This is a genomic window from Mycobacterium dioxanotrophicus (assembly GCF_002157835.1).
GTDB classification, from domain to species: Bacteria; Actinomycetota; Actinomycetes; order Mycobacteriales; family Mycobacteriaceae; genus Mycobacterium; species Mycobacterium dioxanotrophicus.
This window is the reverse complement of the sequence record NZ_CP020809.1, coordinates 4,081,248-4,098,747: the sequence shown is the minus strand read 5'-3', so window position 1 is coordinate 4,098,747 and position 17,500 is coordinate 4,081,248. Positions and strand designations below refer to the sequence as shown.

Below are 17,500 nucleotides of genomic sequence, written 5' to 3'. Positions count from 1 at the left end.
GATGTCAGGCTTGTCGGGTTGAGCTGCGGCAGGGGTGATCCGGTGGCCATGGCCGTCACATCGCCGGTGCTGGCAGGTGATCCAGCCAGGACGGCCACGCGCCTTCGGCGACGTTCCCGGCAGTGACGGCCAGGCGCACCGCGACGGCGTTGCGAACGGTGTCGGCTACCGGGTTACCGTCACGGCCAACCCGCGGGCAGACGATGCCGGCCAGATGATGCGCGGCCAGCGCTGCCCGGCTGTGCGGCACCAAGACACGACTCGGCTGATATTTGCGGGTGAGGAAGGACAACAGCTCCAGATCTGCGCGTTCGACGCGCAGGCACATCAGCATCACCTGGCCCCAATGATCCCCGTAGAGGTCGTGCATGGTGTTGGAGCTGATCGCCAAACGCCGCAGCCGCGACATGGTGCGGGTGTCGGTGCAGTCTGGCTCGAGATTCCAATCCTCGTCGGCGGGGGCAGCACTGCGATTCAGGATTTCGAGCAGAGTGGCGGCCAGGGTCGGGTGCTCGGCTGCACTAAGGACCGCGCACCGTAGACATGTCACCCTGCCTGGATGGCGGTGAGGATGGTTGACCCGTTCGACCAGACCGTCGCGGATGTAGCTGGCGGTGCGCCGCGCCAGGGCTCCGGTGTAGTCGATGATCAGCTGCATGTCGACGACCGTTTCTTCCGGCCCTTCACTGTTGCCGTCGTCGCCGTCATCGTGGGTGCGGGTCAGAGAGTCCATGCGGACCCGGATCATCGGCGGCGCCGGAGGCATCGCACGAAGCGGAATCGGCGCCGGCGGCACAGCTGTTTCATCACCGGCAGCGGTTGTGTCGAATGCGTTGTGAAGCATCCCGGCGGCGGTCACAGCGACACCGCCGCTGCCGTCGCGAAGGTCGCCAGCACCGCGGGACCATCTGCGGACAATTCCAGCACCGCGGAGGTGATCATCAGACCGGGCAACGCGTGGGCAGCCATCGCCACCAGGTCGCTGTCAGGGCCGATTTGCAGAGTGCGTCCGCCGCTGAAGTCGAACGGCAGCCGCACGGTGCTCAACACTGCATCCGGCGGGGCGTCGGCAGAGGCAACAGGCGGGGGGCTCGGATTGGCGGGATTCTCAGTGGCAGGCACCTTGACGGGTGTGACGACCACGGAATCCTGCGCGATGTCTATGGCCTGAACCGGATTCACCGGGGTGGAAACCAGCGGCTGTTCGGCCACGGCGGCCGGCGCCGGGGTCGCTACGGGTTCCGGCGCAGGATTGAGGCTCTGTTCTCCAGCCTCGACAGCTGCTGCACTGATCGCGGCTTCTACGTCGGCGCGCACGATGCGCCCACGGGTTCCGGTTCCGGTAATGGTGCGCAGGTCGATCCCGTGCCGGTCGGCCAGCGTCTGAACCGCTTTGGAGACCGAGGGCGCCAGGGTGTCGGCGGTGGGTTGCAGCGCTGGAGTGTCGGGAAGCGCGATGACCGGCGGCAGGGGAGCGCCACCGGCGACCGGCGACGGTGCGAACACCTCTTCTTGCGCCGGCGCGGATGGCTGAACGGGAGGCACACCCGTAACGGGCACGGTCACGGGTGCTGGCGGTGCGACAGCGGGCGCCGGAGGAACGGGGGCCGGAGCCGGAGCGATCGGCGGACCGGCAGGCACGATTCCAGTAATCACGCTGTTGTCGGCTGCCGCCGGCGCCGGTGCCACAGTCAACGGCGTGGACTGCACGGCGACAGGGTCGGGCACAGGCAATGGCTCCGAGGCAGTCACCGGGGCCACCGCAGTGTGTGACACATCATGCAACGGGATGATCGGGGCCATCGCGTATGCGGGAGCCGGAGCTACGGATACGGGTGCCGGTGCAACAGCAGCGCCGTGGCTGATGTCCTGCAGACCTTGTGGGGCAACAGGAGTCGCGTTGGGGGCGGGCGGTACAGAAGCGGACATGGTGGTGTTCTCCTTGGTGGTGTTTGCCGGTGGGGCGGCGATGTCAGGCGGTGTACTTGAGGGTCCGGCCGGGCGACTTGGTGGTCACCAGCTCGTCGTAGATGTCGGGGTATTCCGCCTCGAGGCGCTTGTAGTCCATCTGCCGACCGCCGGCGGTGGCAGTCACCGTGAATCCGGCGTAGACACCCGCGTTGCCTCCGACTGAGTCCAGCAACGCGGTCCGCACTGCGTCGAGAGTCTTGGAAATCGCGGCGTTCACATTCGACAGAGTCCGGCCCTGCTCGGCTGCGCTGCGCGAGCGTGCGGCGGTGGCCAGCACCAGCTGGGTGAGGACCGCGACGGGGTCGGCGCTGGAGGCGACCGCATCGGAGAGCGCCGCCAGGTCGAGAACCGCGGCGGTCATGGGTGCGGCCGGCGCAGCGGCCGTCGGGGCGATGGGGTAGCTCGGGGGCGCGGTGGGCGCAAGTGCAGCAGTCATAAGGACCCTCCTTGGTGGTTCGGGTTTCGGTGGTGGGGTGGTTCGTGGGCGGTGGCTTCGGGTGCTGGTACGAACCTGTGGTTGCTCACAACTACGAATCAGCCACGTTTTCGTCACCGGCACTTGATGCCAACAATGCCGACTGTAATGCCGACTGTGATGCCAGGCAACCCCTGTTGAGTTATCGCGTGTCGTTTGTATCTGCGGGCACCGACAAGGCGCCGGAATCGAGGACGTCTGGCTGTACGGGCTGGCGACTCTGGCGAGGGGGCTTGGACCGCCCCCTTGAGGGCCTCCCTGGCGGTCGATCAGAGGATCCTGAATTGCGCCAGGATCCTCTACGTATGCCTCGATGGTGGTACTAAAGGTGCAGTAAAACGAGCATTTACAGCTGTAGTGGGATCACGGCCGCGAGATCTTTTCTGCCGCTCCAGTCCACCTAGAGCGGCCATCTCTGTGCGTGCGGCGGTGGCCGGCTACGCAGCCGTGTAGTTCACGTGTTTCACACACGTCTCAGTGGCATCTTTTGCGCTGTCATGTCCCTGGGCCGGTGGGATTGGCGGACGGATCCGGCACCGCGATGCCGATCTTGACCGGCAACCGTGCGGCACTAGATTCCATATAGTGCCGCCATCGGCGTGTCGAAACCGCGCAGGCAAACATGTCGGCAACTGCTGCTTGACTGAGTCGCGTGTCCCCAGAACCCGACGTCCCCCGAGTCGAGCTGCGTCGCGTCGCGGCTGCGCAGTTTCAGATTTACGACCACACCGTCGGTGCATACCTGGTCACCGACGATGACGCGATGGCGCAATGGGTCGCAGCCCTGTGCTCCACCGCACCCTCGACTGTGGCTGCCGACATCGAGACACGCGGACTGGACGTCAACAAGTTCTCGATCACCTGCGTGACGGTGGCATTTCATCTCGGCGCCGACACCGTGTCCCTGCTTTTGGACCCGCTACGCCGGCCCCAGCACCGCAAACTTCTCGCCCAGGTCTTCGACCATGCCGCGGCGTTGATATTCCACGGTGCTTGCTTCGACGTGGCGCCGCTGTATGCACACCGGCTGATGACCCGTGCACATATCCGAAAGTTGGGTGACACCCTGGTCGCCGCCCGAATGGTGAAGACCTACGACAAAGCCGGACGCACTCTGGAAGACCTGGCGATGGCGTACCAACTGATGGATGACGACCGGACGACCATGTCGGAAGTGTTCGCTGTACGGGGGTTGAAGAAGGACGAAGGCTGGTGGGCCACTGACATCGACACACCCACGTACGCCATTGGCGCGATGTCGGACACTGTGGCGACGCTGCGGCTGTGGGGCACCCCCGGAGTAGGTGGAACCGGAATCATGGCCACCGCGGCTCGGTACCTGACCACCCCGGACCTGGGAATGGGTGGTCGCGGTGTGCTCAACGCCGACGACGCCGAGCAGGTGGTCGAGGACGTTCAGCAGGTCAACCGGATCGTCCTGGAACGTACCGCCCGCGGCTATGCCGTCGACACCGAGTTTCCTGAGCGGTTCCGCGAACAGACGGTGGAGCAGGCGCGGGCAGCGGCGCAGCTGCTGGCCAACGCGGGCATCCGACCAGGCAATGGCCGGGATCTGGTCAACGCACTAGATGCGCGTGGCGAATTGCCCCAGCCGTGGCCAACCACCCCCACCGGGCAGCTCAAGGCCGACAAGGACGCGTTGAAGATATTCACCGACGACGATGCGGTGCTGCGATCGGACCTGGCACTGGCACACCGCACGGTCGCGGGGGTCGAGAAAGTCCTCGGCTACGTCTGCAAGGTGAAGGAAAACGCCGCTCCCACAGGACGTCTGCACCCTGAGATCAAAATCCTCGGCGCCAACGCCACCGGCCGCATGTGCTTGCCGGAGAATCAACGGTTGCTCACCCGTCGTGGCATCGTCGGCGTCGGTGACATCAGGCTGGGCGACAAGACCCTTGATGCGGACGGGAATTGGACCACAGTGCGTGCGGTGCATCGCTACACCGATGCGGCGGTGTGTACCTATCGGCTGACGAATGGGATGCACTTCACGTGCACTCCGGAGCATCGTTGGGTGACTGAGGATGCAACGGCGCAAACACATCTCAAAACGCTCGACGCGCTGACGGAAACTGACACGATTCGGTTGACCCCGCCGCCGTACATCGCCAGGCAGCTCGGCGCAGACGCGATCAAGTCGGTGACGGAGGCATGGACTAACGGTGCCCAGTCGATGGCGGCGGCGGTGGCATGGAGGAAGGAACTCGAGCTTCAACAGTGTGCCGCGATGGCGGGAGGCGCATCCGTCTCCATCGTGCGGAAACAGCTCCTGGAACGACGCTCCGCTGACTTCGCCGATCGGCTGAGGGATCAGGGCAGGCTGCCGAATCAACCGCTCCTGTGGGCATTGGAGGCGCCGACTGCCGAGCTGGCGGGCTGGGTGAACGGTGCGGGCTTCTGTCACGAAAAGGGCGCCCCGCCACACTCTTTCGACGAACAGTGGGGGGCCGCAGCTGCGGTGGCGATGTACCGCCTTGGAGTGTTGCCTCGCATGTGTGGTGGGCTGGTCGAGGTATGGAACTTCACCGATGTGCAGATCGCAGAGGGGCCGATGTCGCTACCTGGCGGTGGCCGTGCCGACGTCTGGTGTGTGACCACTGATGCTGGCACCTTCACGGCGTGGGGATCTCGGGGACCGTACTTGACCGGCAACTCGGCATCCAAGCCGGAGATCCAGCAGTTTCCGAAGGAGGCACGCGGGATCGTCGTGTCCGACGCCAGTGATTGGGTCAGCGCGGACTGGAAGTCGATTGAGCCGGTGATCCTAGCGACGGCATCAGGTGACGGTCAGTTCCTTGCCGACATGCGAGCTGGGAAGGATCCCTACGAACCGGTCGGCCAAATGGCCGGTATCGATCGCAAACTGGCGAAACGCAAGATGCTTGCCGACATGTACAGCCAGGGGCACAAGGCAGCCGCGCTGCAGTACGGCTGGACTCTGGATCGGGCCAAAGAAGTCGCGTGGGCGATCCGGGACAGTCTGCCTACCCTTTATCGGCTCATTGACGCTCTGAAGCACGAGTCGAAGAACGTCGGCAGGGTGGTCACACTGATGGGGCGTGTCGTAAATCAGGAATTCTCGTTCTATGACAACGGAATTCGCATGAACGAGGTGGCGTCGAGGATCGCACCGAACCATTTCTGCCAAGGGTCTGCACTTGATGTGATGCACTATTCGATCCTGGAACTGGATCGGATGGGCTTGTCCGACCATGTACACCTGTGGATGCATGACGAGATCGTCGCGGATCAAGAGATTGCCGATGCTCTGACCCAAGTGATGGCAACCCCGCCGCCGTTCCTGCAGCGCGCGGCTGCGCAGCGAGGGATCGAGGCGTTTCTGGCCGTCGACGTTAACGGGATGGGGAAGCGATGGGAGTACGTCTGATGGACGACGCTGTCATTCTCGACATTCGCTGGCGTAGCGGCAATATACCCAATCTTCCCCGGATGGTTGGACCCTTTACGAGTCAGGACGAGGCCGTGCAGTGGGCACATTTGAACGCGCGGCGGTCACTGTGGCAGGTGCATCCGCTGACCTTCCCCTACTTGCGCAGCAGTGACTCACTTGGCAAGGGAGACAACAATGCTCGGATCTGACCCGATCGCGGCGTTGCTGGGTGCAGGCATGGATCCGCGCCTGCCGGAGGTGCTGTGGAAAGGCTATCTGCGGCGCCTGGTGAATGCGGGCGCCGCAGTGACGATGCTCGGACCGGACGTGGTGGTCCCCGACGACGCCACCGACGCTGAGCGGGCAGGATTGGCAACGCTGGTGAGCACCTATCCCACCGGAACGCAGATGCCCATGGAAACAACCGGGAAGTTGGCGGGGGCCGGACTCATCGACGCTGCCGCGGAGCGGGTCAACGTCCGTGTCGGTGCCTACTACCGGCGGATCAATCGCACCGTGGGTAAAGATGTGGCAGCGGGTCTGTGGCGCCGAGGAGCGATCACCACATCGGCGGCGATCCATGCCGGCGCATCGAACATGGTGGCGGTGATGATCAGTGATGCTGCGTCGTTGCGGGTGTGGCGACAATGGTCCATGCAGGCTAGTGGCGATGGCTACGAACGCCACAGTGCACCAACGCTGTTGGTGCCGCAGTTGCGTGGCGGCGGGATGTATCTGTTCCGCACCTCGGAGGGGGACCGTATCGATCCACTGACCATGGCGGTCACCGGCTGGGAGGACTGCACGATCACGGTGACATCTGGCGACATGCTGGTTCCTGTCCCGCCGACGTGCCAGAACGGCGCACCGGTGACGCGGCTGGGGCCGTGCCGCATGCTGCCCGGGTGGTTGCGTGAATCGCTGTTGAGCTACGGCGTCCCGCCGCAGTCGGCTGCCGCGTAAACAGCTGCACGACAAAGCCCCGCGACTTATACAGTCGCGGGGCTTTGGCCGATGTGTGAAGCCTCAGCCGGCAGTCGCCATGCCGGGGCCCTGGTTCATGTCGAAGGAATGGATGTCATCCATCGAGGTATTGAGCACGGTCACCATCTGGGCGTCCACTTCCTCGTTGGAAGTGATTGCGGCGTTCTGCTTGTCCGAGAACTCCTTGACCGCATCCGAGGTGGTGCCTTGCAGGGCGCCGCCGGTCATCTGCGTGTACTTGTCGAGCAGCGTCGTCGCGGAGCCGGCGATCGCCTTTGACAGGTTCTTCATCTGCGCGATGGCGTCAGTTGTTCCGGCGATATTGAGATCGATCATTCCACCACTCATAAGAATCTCCTTGTCGTTGAGGCGTGGTCGGTGGGCTGGTGGATCAGACGGGCCGGTATACGGCCTGCTTGGCCGCTTCGGCCTGCGCGATCTGCTGCTGGGTGTACTTGCCCAGTCCTTCGAGAGCCTGGTTGCCCGTGTTGATGAGATCGGTCATCTTGGGCATGGTCTCGGTCTCGAAGCGGTTGAGGACTGCTGTCGCGCCTTCGGACTGGAAATGCACATGAGCGATCTCGGTGATCACCTTGTGCTTGTTGTCCGTGGCCTGTCGCAGGTTGACGAGTTCGCTCAACATGGCGTCGCTGATGGCCGCAATTTCATCCTGCGTGAGTCCAACCTTCGGGTTGGTCATGGCTAACCTCCGTGTGTCGTCGCTAGTGGGCGATTACGGCCGATGCTAGCGCAGATTTGCCGATCAACCGCCTCGGTATGCGTGTCGCAGGACCTTGATGCCTTCTTCGATGCCCGCTGTGTTTCCCCTTGTGTAGGTGATGCGCCGCAACGGTCCAGTGCCTGAAGGATACGAGGCAACTATCCCTTTGCCCCGCAGAAATGCCAGCGCCAGCGCGGACGGAGCCCCCCGCTGGGTGTCCACGTCGTTGGTGCGGACAGTGATCTGGGCCAACGCGTGAACGGTAGAGGTGGCGATCTCGGCGATCGCGTCGGTGGCCGCGGTAGGAGTGCGCGCGGCGGCGAGTATTTTGCGGGCACCTTTGCGGACTCCGGCGCGAAGCGCAGCGTCGGCTGCCCGCTCGTCATCTGTGGCGTCTTCGTCAGGCTCTGCGTCAATGAGCTTGGCCGTGGCCGCCGACGTGGCAAGCTCATCGGCGACGGTCCCCGGCAGCACCACGCTGGTGCGCAGCGGATACTCCGGCCAGATCCCCTGCGGATCCAGCAGCCCCAGCACCGCTTCGGCAGCATCTGCAGTGTCATGGATACGCCGCAGTCGACGTGCGAAGACAACGGTGTTGTTATTGACCAGAGTCGTCACCACCTCGCGGTCGCTGATACCTACCGCGAACGACACTCGAGGAACATCGCGCACCGCGGCGGACAGCCCGAACTTCTCCAGTACCGCGGGCAGCTTCTTGGGTGTGCGCCGCTGGGCGTAGAGCAGCACTGTCCCGTACACGGTGAGCTCGGAGAAACCGGTCACCGCACCGAACATGTCGGCCGCCTCGGCGGTGATTTGGCCATCGCCGCTGAGGGCCCCCCACGCTTTGAGGTCGAAGATCACTTGTGCTTCAGAGATGAACAGGTGTGGCAGGACGAGCCCCAATTCGACGGGCATGCGTCGCACCATGTTCTTGGCCGCCAGCCACTGCCAGTGCGAAACGGTGAACCACGGCGAAACCTCGGTGACCGGCGACGACAAAGAGTTGTCAGCGCTCAGCCAGCCTCCGACCGTCCGAAACCCTCCATCAGGCGCCGTGTCAGGTCCCGGAACAAGGGTGTCCATCGCGTCACGCAGTGTCGATGAGGCGCGGACGTTCCCGCCTCCACCCATGCTCACGCCCTCACGTGCGGCGTGGGCGATCGGCGCCAGTGCCGGATTAGCCTCGACGGCCAGTGAGATCAACTCCCGGCGCACTTCCTCGGGGTCGGCGGTGTCTGCCGGCTCGGTCTGCGCGTCGGTGTCTTCGGCTTGCGTGTCGGGCACTGAACCGGAGTCCGTTTCGACGGGGCCGACGATGTCCGGTTCGGCTTCGTCGATCGCTGCTTCGGCCTCAAGCTCGGGGGCAGGGCGATCCTCGAGGAGCGCTTGCAGGCGTGGGTCAATCACATCGCTGATCGTGACGGCCCGGATTCAGTCGACCGGCACGCGGCGCGCCCTACCCGAGCGCGTGTCCCTCGTAGGGAACCTGCCGCGGCAGCGTCGTCTGATCCTTTGACGAGACCGCCGAAAGGGGCGCGCCCGCAGGGGCCGGTGGCGCAGGATCGCTCACTCGAGCTGGTGCCGATGGCATTGCCGTAGCCGCGCCAGGTGACATGTCTGTCGGGGGCATCGGAGCTGTCGAAGCAGGATGATCTGACTTCGGGGCCGGTGCGTTCGGGGGATCCTGGGGGACTCCTGCATTCGATGTATTCACGGTGATGGCCGGCATGGAATCCCCGTCGACCCCATTGTGTTCGGGCACCACTGGAGCCGGGTTGTCCGGCAACAGCTGACCGTCTGGACCGACCGGTTCGTCTGGCAGTTCCGGCAGCGGGATCGCCGAGATAAACCCGTCGTCGCCCAACACATCGGCTAGGTCCTCCACAAGACCCGTCGCGGTGAGCACCAGATCGTTGCCGAGATAGATGCCTGAGGAAACAGCGCCGATGACCGCGTCACCGACCTGGACATCCGACGGATCGAGCGCGTCGCCCAGGAAGGCGATGTCCATTCCAGCAGCTTTCGCGGCGTCGACAACCGACATCGGCGACCCTCCGCTGGCTTCGGCCATGTTCAACATCATCTCGCCAATCCGCGGGTCAGCAACATCTTTGACCTGTACGTTGCGCCCGTCGGCAGAGACTTCCAATGCGAACGGCTTGACGGTCCGCTTCGACAGCGGGACTGCATCCTTGTCGACTTTGCCGTTTCCGTCCTTGTCGGCCGGCTTGCCGTTGGCATCCAGTTGGTGCGGGCGGGCATCGGTACCGGGTGCACCGAGGTGTGTCGGTGCTGCGGGGCCTGCAGGTGTGGGGGTCGCCGACGTGGCAGCTGCCCGGTCGGTGTCGGCTGCGGCAACCGCCGCCGGATCGGCTTTGGCGTTGCTATTCGTGGTATCGCCACGCAACGCTTTGAGGACGTCGTCGGGGAGTGCGGCGCCTTTCTGGGCGGCCTCGGTGAGTGGAGCCGCGGTCTGCTGTGCGGCGTTGGCGGCTTGCTGCGGAACCGCGGACGCCTGCTGCGCGGCGGTGGCGGCCGGTTGTCCCAGTGCCGAAAGTAAAGCTCCGAGGTCGTTGTTGCCTTTGGCCCTGGTCCCCGAACCTTCCGAGCCCGACGGTGTCGCTCCCGGTTTGGGGGTCGAAGCTCCGGTGCCGCCGGTGCTCCCGGTCACGCTCGCCTTGTTGGTCGCCGCCGCGGGAGCACCTGCGGTGTTCGCGGCCGCGGCCGCGGCCGAGACGTTCTCGACCGGCACAGTGTCGGGCTTTGCGATCGACCCGGCGTACTCCTGGATCTTCTGCGCGGCTTCGGTCGGAACTCCCAGGCCGGCGGGTGCGGCCACATCCGGCAGTTTGGTGAATTCCCCATGCAACGTGAGCCGTTTCTTGATGTCGAGACCAGTGGTGCTGCCGTAGTCCCGCTGCAGGTTGGACACGATGTCACCGATGGCCCGCCGGATCGTGTGGTTGCTGTTGCGAAGTTCCTGGAAAGCGCTATTGGCGCCAGTTCCTGCGCGCCAGATCTGTTGCGGAACATCAGCGGACGTGTGCAGCCCGGCGGCGAGATGGTCGAACACCGGAGCGATGCGCTCCAGCTGCTTGGTGATCTGCTGCTCACCGCTCCTCTCGAACGCTTTGCGTAATGCGTCGAGAACCCCCAACGCTGCGGTCACTTTCTTGTCCGCGGCGGTGAACGCCGACCCGAGCGTGGAAATGTGGCTGCCGGTTCCGCTCTCGGTCGGGATGGCAGCACCGGACGGGTTCCACGCCTGTGACTTCTCCATGTCGACGTGGAAGTGTTCCAGGTTGACCTTCTGCAGCGCGTCGTCTCGTGCGTTGAGTGCCGCCTCGTCGCCGTAGGTCAGACCGCCCTCGTCAGCAAATCCGGGGAGGTACTCGTTAGACGGCAGCCACCAGCGACTGCCGGCGAATGCGGGTGCGGCGTTGAACACGGTGTCCGCCGCCGAATCGCTGGCTTTGAGCACCGATCCTTTCGCGCCGTACGCGTCGCTGTCAGGGATCTGGGTCGTGGCGTCGGTGCTCCCATCGATCCTGGGCTGTTTGGCGTCGGCATTCCTCAGAACGTCCTGGGTATTGAGCGTCTTGGAACGGGAGCTGTAGGGACCGTCATTCAATTGATTGTTGGCCGTCGCGCGGAAATCGATCGCAGCGTCGATACCGTTGCGGCGGCGAATGATCGCTTCAATCTGATCGAGCAGGGACTGGCCGGTCGCCCCGCTCCGCATCGCCACACTGTCGATGCCGTTCCACTTGGCGATCAGCTGGGTGAGGGTGGCGTCGGTGCGGGACTGCGCGTCGGTTAGAGGTGCCATCGCTATCAGTACCCGACGCCTCGGCCCGTGCCCCGGGCCATGAACGCGTCCAGCCCGGAACCGGTGGCCAGGTTCACGCCGTACTGGACGCGGATGTAGCGCCAGGCCGCGGCGATGTTGGCAACCGGGTCGTAGATCGCGGTCGAGGTTCCGGGGGCGTGATATGCCGCGAACGTGCCGGGGATGGTCTGCATGGGACCGCGGCTGCTGTTGTGTGGTGCGCCGTCGGGTTGGGTGGCGCCCCAGGCGTTGGAGTCCCAACGGTTCACTGCGTTGGTCGATCCACCGGACTCACCTCCGATGATGGTGCGGGTGGCCGCGGTGAACCGCGCCGTCAACTCCGGCGCCACCCCAGCTGCGTTGAGGCCCGCGACAATGTCGGCGTCGCCGACGGCGGCAGCCGGATGGGCGCTGTAGTCGACAGCGGCCTTGTCGATCGCGGTGGCGGGCACAGCCGGGTGCTGGCTCGGTTCCTCAGAGACGAGCACCAGCGTCCGCGACGGTGTCGTTCCCCCGATCGGGTCGGCGACCGAGACAGCCTGAACTGGGATGGCGCCAGAGTGCAGCGACTTTCCTGGCTCAGGAGCCGCCGGGATCGGCGTAGAGCCGACCTCGGCCGGGATAAGGATGACGGGACGCGGCGGGGCGTCGATCGGAGCCATGTCCACTTCGGCGGGACCGGGGGCCGCGCCGTTGGCTGCTCCGTGTGCCGTCACGGGCAGTTCAGCGCCCGGGGACTCGAAAGTGAAAGGTTCGGTGAATGCGTGAGCCTCTGGCGCCGGGGGACCGTCGGGTACCGGCGCTGGCAACGCCCACAGCTGATCAACGGCGTCCGGGCCCGGGACATCGAACGTAGACGGATTGGGAGCGGCAACGGTGTCATCGGCGCTGGCGATACCGGCGCTGATCGCGCCGAGTGTCATAGCGGCGGCAGCGGGAAGAAGGATCCGCGTACCGGTGGACAGCGGGGGCATCGTCAGCAGAGCTCCTGTGTTTCGGGGCGCGTGTGCGCCGATGCCGGGAAACTTAGGTCGTCGGCATCTCAGGAACTGCCCGCGGCGCGAGCAGGTAGATCCGGCGAAGCCGGGCGCATGATGCCGGTAGTGGTGCAGCGGAAGTTTTCGTATGCGTCGGGTTAGCCTGCGGCCATGTCGACCGCACATCCAAGCAAACCCTGGATCGCCAAAGTTGCTTCTGTCGTTGTTTTTGGTGCAGTGGCCTCCATGGCGACCGTCTCGCCCGCCGGAGCTGACCCTTTGCCCGGTGGGCCTTGGGTGGCGATCGCCGGGGTGCACGGCGCACCGCAGCCCGTCGAGGTGACTGCGGCTGACTATCCGCAGCCGGGAATTACCATCGCCTCCCAGGTGGATGAGACCGAGGCGCAGAACTGCACCGTGTCATGGCCGATCGTGGCGACCACCGACGATCCGGGCTACCTGACAGCGGGCCACTGTATGGCCGCTAAATCTGCCCCGCTGTGGATGTATACCGCCATGAACAAGTCAGCGCGAGAACAACTTCCACCGTTGCAGAGCTACGATCGCGGATACGACCGGGACGGGGTCTACCACGACGCCGCGGTGTTTTTCTTGTCGGCCAGCCAGCAGCAGGGGCCCTACGGAGTCGAAATCGCCCCCGGAGTCAGACTGCGCGGGGTCCTCGGCGTGGACGCGGTGCGGTCACTGCCGGCAGGAACTCCGATGTGCATGAATGGCGCCCGTTCCGGTCTCACCTGCGGTCCCTTGGTGAGAGCCACGTCTGTGCAGGTGCGTTGGGGAGGCTCGGCGGTCCATGGCGATTCCGGTGCCCCTGTGTTCGTCGTCGACGAGAGGGGAGAGGCGATGGCCGTGGGGATGCTCGCCTACGGCCCGACCGACACCGACAACTACGTCACCTACCTGGCTCCCGTGCTCAAGCGAATGGGGCTGCGCCTGGTCGTCGACAATGACACAAAAGGAACTGACCGATGAGCGACCCCACGTGGTGGCGGCAGCCCGCAACCCCGGAACATGCAGCGGCGGCCGCACTTTCAGCGGCGCTGATCCGAGTCGAACCGGTGCGGGCGCAGTCGGCCCGGGCCCTGTACCCGCTGATCGCCGAGTCCTCTTCCGGGGACGGTGTCACGGCCCGCCGCAAGGCAGGTCCACTCTCAACACTGATGCAGGCACTGATCGACTCCGACCAGCGGTGCACAGACCTTGCGCTGGCCTGCGAACAGTGGCTCATGCACCCGTCGACGGACACCGGCGCCGCGCTGGTCGTGGCGGCCGGCTCACTCGAAACCTCGCCGAAAGAGAAAGAGCTGGCGTGGTTGTGTGGGGCCGGGATCGATGCCGCGATGGCCGAAGTGGCCCTCAACGGTCTGCGCGACGCCTCGGATGCGGCCTGCTCACTCATCGCCGCGGGGTGCGCTCAGCTGATTCCGCGGGTGTGGGTGGCCCGACAGCTCGGAGTGTCCCGCGATGCGCTGCACCGCCGGATCCGCACTACCGGTGCGGACGACTGGCGTCACCTTCTCGGGGCGTTCACATCTCCATGCACCGCCTGATCATCGCGGCTTGCCGCTGAACTCCCGACCGGCACCGCTGGAGCGGGATCTGCAGCGCCACTGCGACGCGTCCGGATGGTAAATGGCGGAGTTCCGGCCGCCCTATTCGAGGACGTCTCACGAATGCCGCATCCTTCTGTCCGAACAAAACTTTCGACAGACCGGTTCCCGGTTTCCCGCTGGATTTGTCGGATGTAAATTGTCCCGGACGCGCTGAACCTCCCCGTGTTTCCATGTAAATTCCCCATTTGACCTGCGGTAACTGTCACCGATCCGGTCAATTCACCGCTCAGCTGGGCAAACACGCAACTGTCGTGGGAATAGGGGGTGCCTCCGACAGCGGATATTCTCTGTTTCAGAGAGAATGCAGGTAAAGATATGTATCTAGAACAGCTAACTAATGAGCTTCCACCTATAGACCCTGTTTCCTCCTGTCACGCCGAGCTGTCAGAGGCACCCCCCATTCCCACGACAGCTACGCATTGGTGCAGGTGAACCGAAAAGTCACCGATTTACTGACAGTTACCGCAGGTCAAATGGGTAATTTACGGTGAAACTCGGGGAGGTCTGGTTAGCAGCAGCCCGCAGCGAAGACCAACATCGGGTAGGCGTTGGGAAGGGGCGAACGAGGTATAGGCGCTGAGTGCCCGACGCCGGCGATCCGAGTGATGGTCTCGCGCCGCGGGCGCCCAAACTGTGACGGCTTCCTACAGTCACCGTCTGTGATCGAGTTTCTCCTGCACCCAGCGGTCCCTCTAGCGCTGCTGGTGCTGTGGGCCACGGTCTGGTGGGCCCAGCGCAAAACTCCGCCCGTGCTGCCTCGGATGGACCGCCAACGGGCCCGGCCCGGAGATCTGGCCGCCGACGGCTCGACGGCGACCAGCAAGACCGAACAGCGCGTGCGCCAGGTCATCGAGAACGCCGGCTACCGGACCTACCCGCAAGGCACGCTGATGTGTATGGGGCGTGACAGCGCGGGGAAGAACCGATTCTTTACCCCCGATATCCTTGTGCGAAAACCGTTCTCGGTGGTGGAAGTCGACCCTGAGCGCTGGCACGGGACCCCAGAGCGTGTGGCCGAGGACCTCATGCGCAACCGGTTCTACGCGTCTCGCGGACTGAGGGTCGTGCGGGTTCGCATCGCCGGCACGCAACCGCTGAGCCCCAACGACGTCGTGATCGCCGATGCAGACTTCATCCCCGAACGCCACGGGGCCGCTCTTCTGCGCGCACTGCGCGGTGCTCGCATGTTGCCACCTCGGTACTGGGACGGGCGGGCCTCCTGACGACACACCGCTCGATTCGCGGCGAGACTGGGCCGGTCGTGGGCCGAATAAGCGCGAGACACGAATCTCGGTTCGCGGCAGACGGGCCATCGCGTGTGAAGATCGCCGTGTGGAATCAGTGAGAGACAAGGAATATCGCGCGGTGGCCGACCGGGCCGACGCTTCTCGCAAGAAGGCGGCCGAGACGTTGGAGGCGCTTCAGAAAGCGTCCACCCAACCAGATCCCATGCAGATCGCGCTGTTGTCGGCGTATCAAGAGCAGGCGAAGATCGATGCGTTGCACAAGATTTCGCACGAACTCGACTGGGTAAGGGACGCGATCGAATCCCGATAGCTGTGAGAGAGCAGCGCGGTAGGCGCCGCGTGCGCGCTGCGGGACGGAAACAGCGATGTGACCGTGCTGTGTCGGCGTGTCGTGCCTGCAGATTGGGCGAAGACCGCGGTGGTTCCTAGTGTCTGGGCATCTGTTCAGCAGCGATGCCACCACCGAGAGGGCCCAGATGACCGCCACTACCTGTGACCACCTGGTCTACACAGACAGCGAGGCGAGCACTTTTCGCCAGAACATCGACAAGATCGCCACGCGGGCAGCTGCAGCTCAAGCTGAGATCGTTGCTCTCGGTGGGGCACATGACGGCGCGCCGGCTGACAAGAATGCAGCGCTTGCCCAGGTGTACAGCGACCTGATGCGCGATATCGACATGATCGACAGCTGAGCTGGCGAATTCTGCTCCGAGTCACCGCGAAGGTGACCATGCGGACGACCTGCGCCCCCGATCTGCGAAGTAGTAGCTACTGGAGCCGTTAATCTGCCCAGATGGCAGGAAGCGTTGAAGGGGACAGCGCCGGAGGGCTGAAGCCTCCACGGCCGGGCGAGGAGACCGCGGAGGTGATGATCACGGTCAAGACCTACCCAAACCCTAGCGACAAGTACTTGGAGACCGTCTGCGTCGCCGGTGTGCGACTCGACCGTGGTCGTCCGGAGTGGATTCGTCTCTACCCGGTGAAGTTCCGCAATGAGGATTTCGACAAGCAGTTCAAGAAGTACGAGATCCTCCGACTTAACGGCACCTACACGCAGTCCAATGACAACCGCCCCGAGTCGTTTCGACCACGCCAGGAAGAGATGGTGCACATCGAGCACGTCGGGACCAAACACAACTGGTTGCGGCGGCGTCAGCTTCTCGGTGAGCTGGTTGGCGCCACCTCGATGTGCGACCTGATTGAGAGCAACCCAAAAGGCGGTATGGGCACGCCCTCACCTTCGCTCGGCTTGATCAAGCCGATGGATGTCGAAGTCGATGTCGCAGAAGGTGACCCGTGGTCGGATGTCGAGCAAGCAAAAGTTGAGAAGGCGTCAGCACAGGACTTGTTCGGCACGGCCATGAAGCCGCTGGAACCAGCGCCGTTCGCCATCCGCTACCGGTACCGCTGTGAAGCCCCCAAATGCCGCGGACACAGACAGAAGGTGCTCGACTGGGAAGCCGGTCAGGCGGGCCGTGACTGGAAAACACAGCACGGCGAAGCAAAAGCTCGCGAAATGCTCTACGGGAATTGGCGCGACTTGATGCTCGCACCGGAGCGGGACGTGCACTTCTACGTCGGCAATCAGGCCCTACATCGTGGGTCGTTCTCAGTGCTCGGGGTCTGGTACCCAAAGACTGAATTGGCATTGTTCAACTAGACGTGCACGACGGCGGCATCCGGGCAGGCTTTCAGGAGCTGGCGCACCACGATGTCGCGGTGGCACTCGGCGTGATTGTGTTCGAAGCACAGCAGCGCCACCGCTCCATCCTCGAGCAGCTCGCAGACGTGGGCCAGAGCATCGGACGCCGCGGCGCTCTCGAGCACCTCTCGGTACCGCGCGCGGGACTCCGGCTCGCCGGCACGGAACCCTGCCCTGTTGTCCTTGGGGTTGCCGAGCGCGCGGTGGTGGATGTAGCCGATGCCGACGGCAGCGAGCGCTTCGGACAGCTTCGTTTTCGACAACCCAGGCTTACGGCTGAGCGGAGTGAGGCGAACGTCGACGAGGACGCGCACGTCCTGTTCAAGCAGCTGGGCTACAAGGTCACTGGCGGTCTTTCCCTCGTAGCCGATGCTGACCAACGTGCCTTCGGCGGAGCCAGTTGTGCTCATGGGTTCTTATGGTGCAGCACGAGCTGCAAGACCGTGAAATTACTGCCGATATCGCGACGAAGATGTGATCGCCACGCCCGGGCACCCGCCCGGCCATAACCACCACTGCACCAGATGCGCCAAGAGGCACGA

18 protein-coding genes are annotated in these 17,500 nt (G+C 64.4%); 9 read left to right on the top strand and 9 right to left on the bottom strand.

Translation table 11 applies throughout. The annotated features are described in order from the left end of the window. Positions 1-55: 55 nt before the first annotated feature. From BTO20_RS19660 to BTO20_RS19650, 3 genes are all read right to left on the bottom strand, one after another. A complete protein-coding gene (locus tag BTO20_RS19660; RefSeq protein ID WP_157680252.1) occupies positions 56-733 on the bottom strand; it encodes a hypothetical protein in 678 nt (225 codons plus the stop codon). A gap of 122 nt (positions 734-855) precedes the next feature. Beyond that, a complete protein-coding gene (locus BTO20_RS19655) occupies positions 856-1,929 on the bottom strand; it encodes an E3 binding domain-containing protein (protein ID WP_087077935.1) in 1,074 nt (357 codons plus the stop codon). Between the two features lie 43 nt (positions 1,930-1,972). Next, on the bottom strand, positions 1,973-2,407 hold the full coding sequence (locus BTO20_RS19650; RefSeq protein ID WP_052773277.1) for a hypothetical protein: 435 nt from the start codon (positions 2,405-2,407) through the stop codon (positions 1,973-1,975). A gap of 691 nt (positions 2,408-3,098) precedes the next feature. Here BTO20_RS19650 and BTO20_RS19645 point away from each other — a divergent pair. Genes BTO20_RS19645 through BTO20_RS19640 form a run of 3 tightly spaced genes read left to right on the top strand, consistent with a single transcriptional unit; the run spans position 3,099 to position 6,824 of the window. Continuing rightward, a complete protein-coding gene (locus tag BTO20_RS19645; RefSeq protein ID WP_087077934.1) occupies positions 3,099-5,858 on the top strand; it encodes a DNA polymerase in 2,760 nt (919 codons plus the stop codon). Then, positions 5,858-6,070, top strand: a complete 213-nt coding sequence (locus tag BTO20_RS39925; protein WP_198343991.1) for a hypothetical protein — start codon at positions 5,858-5,860, stop codon at positions 6,068-6,070. Before BTO20_RS19645 ends, BTO20_RS39925 begins: the two co-directional genes overlap by 1 nt. Continuing rightward, positions 6,057-6,824, top strand: coding sequence for a hypothetical protein (locus BTO20_RS19640; protein ID WP_087077933.1), 768 nt, complete (start codon positions 6,057-6,059; stop codon positions 6,822-6,824). The genes BTO20_RS39925 and BTO20_RS19640 overlap by 14 nt, the downstream gene beginning before the upstream one ends. A gap of 63 nt (positions 6,825-6,887) precedes the next feature. Here the strand turns inward: BTO20_RS19640 and BTO20_RS19635 are convergent, their stop codons facing one another. The 5 genes from BTO20_RS19635 to BTO20_RS19615 form a co-directional block, all read right to left on the bottom strand. Beyond that, the gene (locus BTO20_RS19635; protein WP_019344665.1) at positions 6,888-7,181 is read right to left on the bottom strand and encodes a hypothetical protein; all 294 of its coding nucleotides are present in this window, start codon (positions 7,179-7,181) and stop codon (positions 6,888-6,890) included. 55 nt (positions 7,182-7,236) lie between these two features. After that, positions 7,237-7,545 (bottom strand): hypothetical protein, encoded by a 309-nt coding sequence (locus BTO20_RS19630; RefSeq protein WP_019344664.1) that lies wholly within the window; start codon positions 7,543-7,545, stop codon positions 7,237-7,239. 63 nt (positions 7,546-7,608) lie between these two features. Then, positions 7,609-8,976 (bottom strand): hypothetical protein, encoded by a 1,368-nt coding sequence (locus BTO20_RS19625; protein WP_087077932.1) that lies wholly within the window; start codon positions 8,974-8,976, stop codon positions 7,609-7,611. A 49-nt stretch (positions 8,977-9,025) separates the two neighbouring features. Then, a complete protein-coding gene (locus BTO20_RS19620; RefSeq protein WP_087077931.1) occupies positions 9,026-11,398 on the bottom strand; it encodes a hypothetical protein in 2,373 nt (790 codons plus the stop codon). A 5-nt stretch (positions 11,399-11,403) separates the two neighbouring features. Continuing rightward, a complete protein-coding gene (locus BTO20_RS19615; RefSeq protein WP_157680251.1) occupies positions 11,404-12,372 on the bottom strand; it encodes a transglycosylase SLT domain-containing protein in 969 nt (322 codons plus the stop codon). 174 nt (positions 12,373-12,546) lie between these two features. Between BTO20_RS19615 and BTO20_RS40580 the strand changes: the two genes are divergently transcribed. The 6 genes from BTO20_RS40580 to BTO20_RS19585 all read left to right on the top strand — a co-directional run bounded on the left by BTO20_RS40580 (position 12,547) and on the right by BTO20_RS19585 (position 16,916). Then, positions 12,547-13,368 (top strand): S1 family peptidase, encoded by an 822-nt coding sequence (locus BTO20_RS40580; RefSeq protein ID WP_232490772.1) that lies wholly within the window; start codon positions 12,547-12,549, stop codon positions 13,366-13,368. Beyond that, a complete protein-coding gene (locus tag BTO20_RS19605; RefSeq protein WP_087077929.1) occupies positions 13,365-13,946 on the top strand; it encodes a hypothetical protein in 582 nt (193 codons plus the stop codon). Before BTO20_RS40580 ends, BTO20_RS19605 begins: the two co-directional genes overlap by 4 nt. Positions 13,947-14,668: 722 nt before the next feature. Then, a complete protein-coding gene (locus tag BTO20_RS19600; RefSeq protein WP_232490771.1) occupies positions 14,669-15,232 on the top strand; it encodes a hypothetical protein in 564 nt (187 codons plus the stop codon). Positions 15,233-15,341: 109 nt separating this feature from the next. Further along, complete coding sequence (locus tag BTO20_RS19595; protein WP_131823391.1) at positions 15,342-15,566, top strand: hypothetical protein; 225 nt, start codon at positions 15,342-15,344, stop codon at positions 15,564-15,566. A 166-nt stretch (positions 15,567-15,732) separates the two neighbouring features. Next, positions 15,733-15,948: a hypothetical protein gene (locus BTO20_RS19590; protein WP_131827744.1), complete on the top strand. Its 216-nt coding sequence runs from the start codon at positions 15,733-15,735 to the stop codon at positions 15,946-15,948. 101 nt (positions 15,949-16,049) lie between these two features. Continuing rightward, complete coding sequence (locus tag BTO20_RS19585; RefSeq protein WP_232490770.1) at positions 16,050-16,916, top strand: hypothetical protein; 867 nt, start codon at positions 16,050-16,052, stop codon at positions 16,914-16,916. Here the strand turns inward: BTO20_RS19585 and BTO20_RS19580 are convergent. After that, positions 16,913-17,368 carry a DUF488 domain-containing protein gene (locus BTO20_RS19580; RefSeq protein ID WP_087077927.1) on the bottom strand — a complete coding sequence of 152 codons (456 nt, stop codon included), beginning with the start codon at positions 17,366-17,368 and terminating at the stop codon, positions 16,913-16,915. The genes BTO20_RS19585 and BTO20_RS19580 overlap by 4 nt on opposite strands. Positions 17,369-17,500 lie beyond the last annotated feature (132 nt).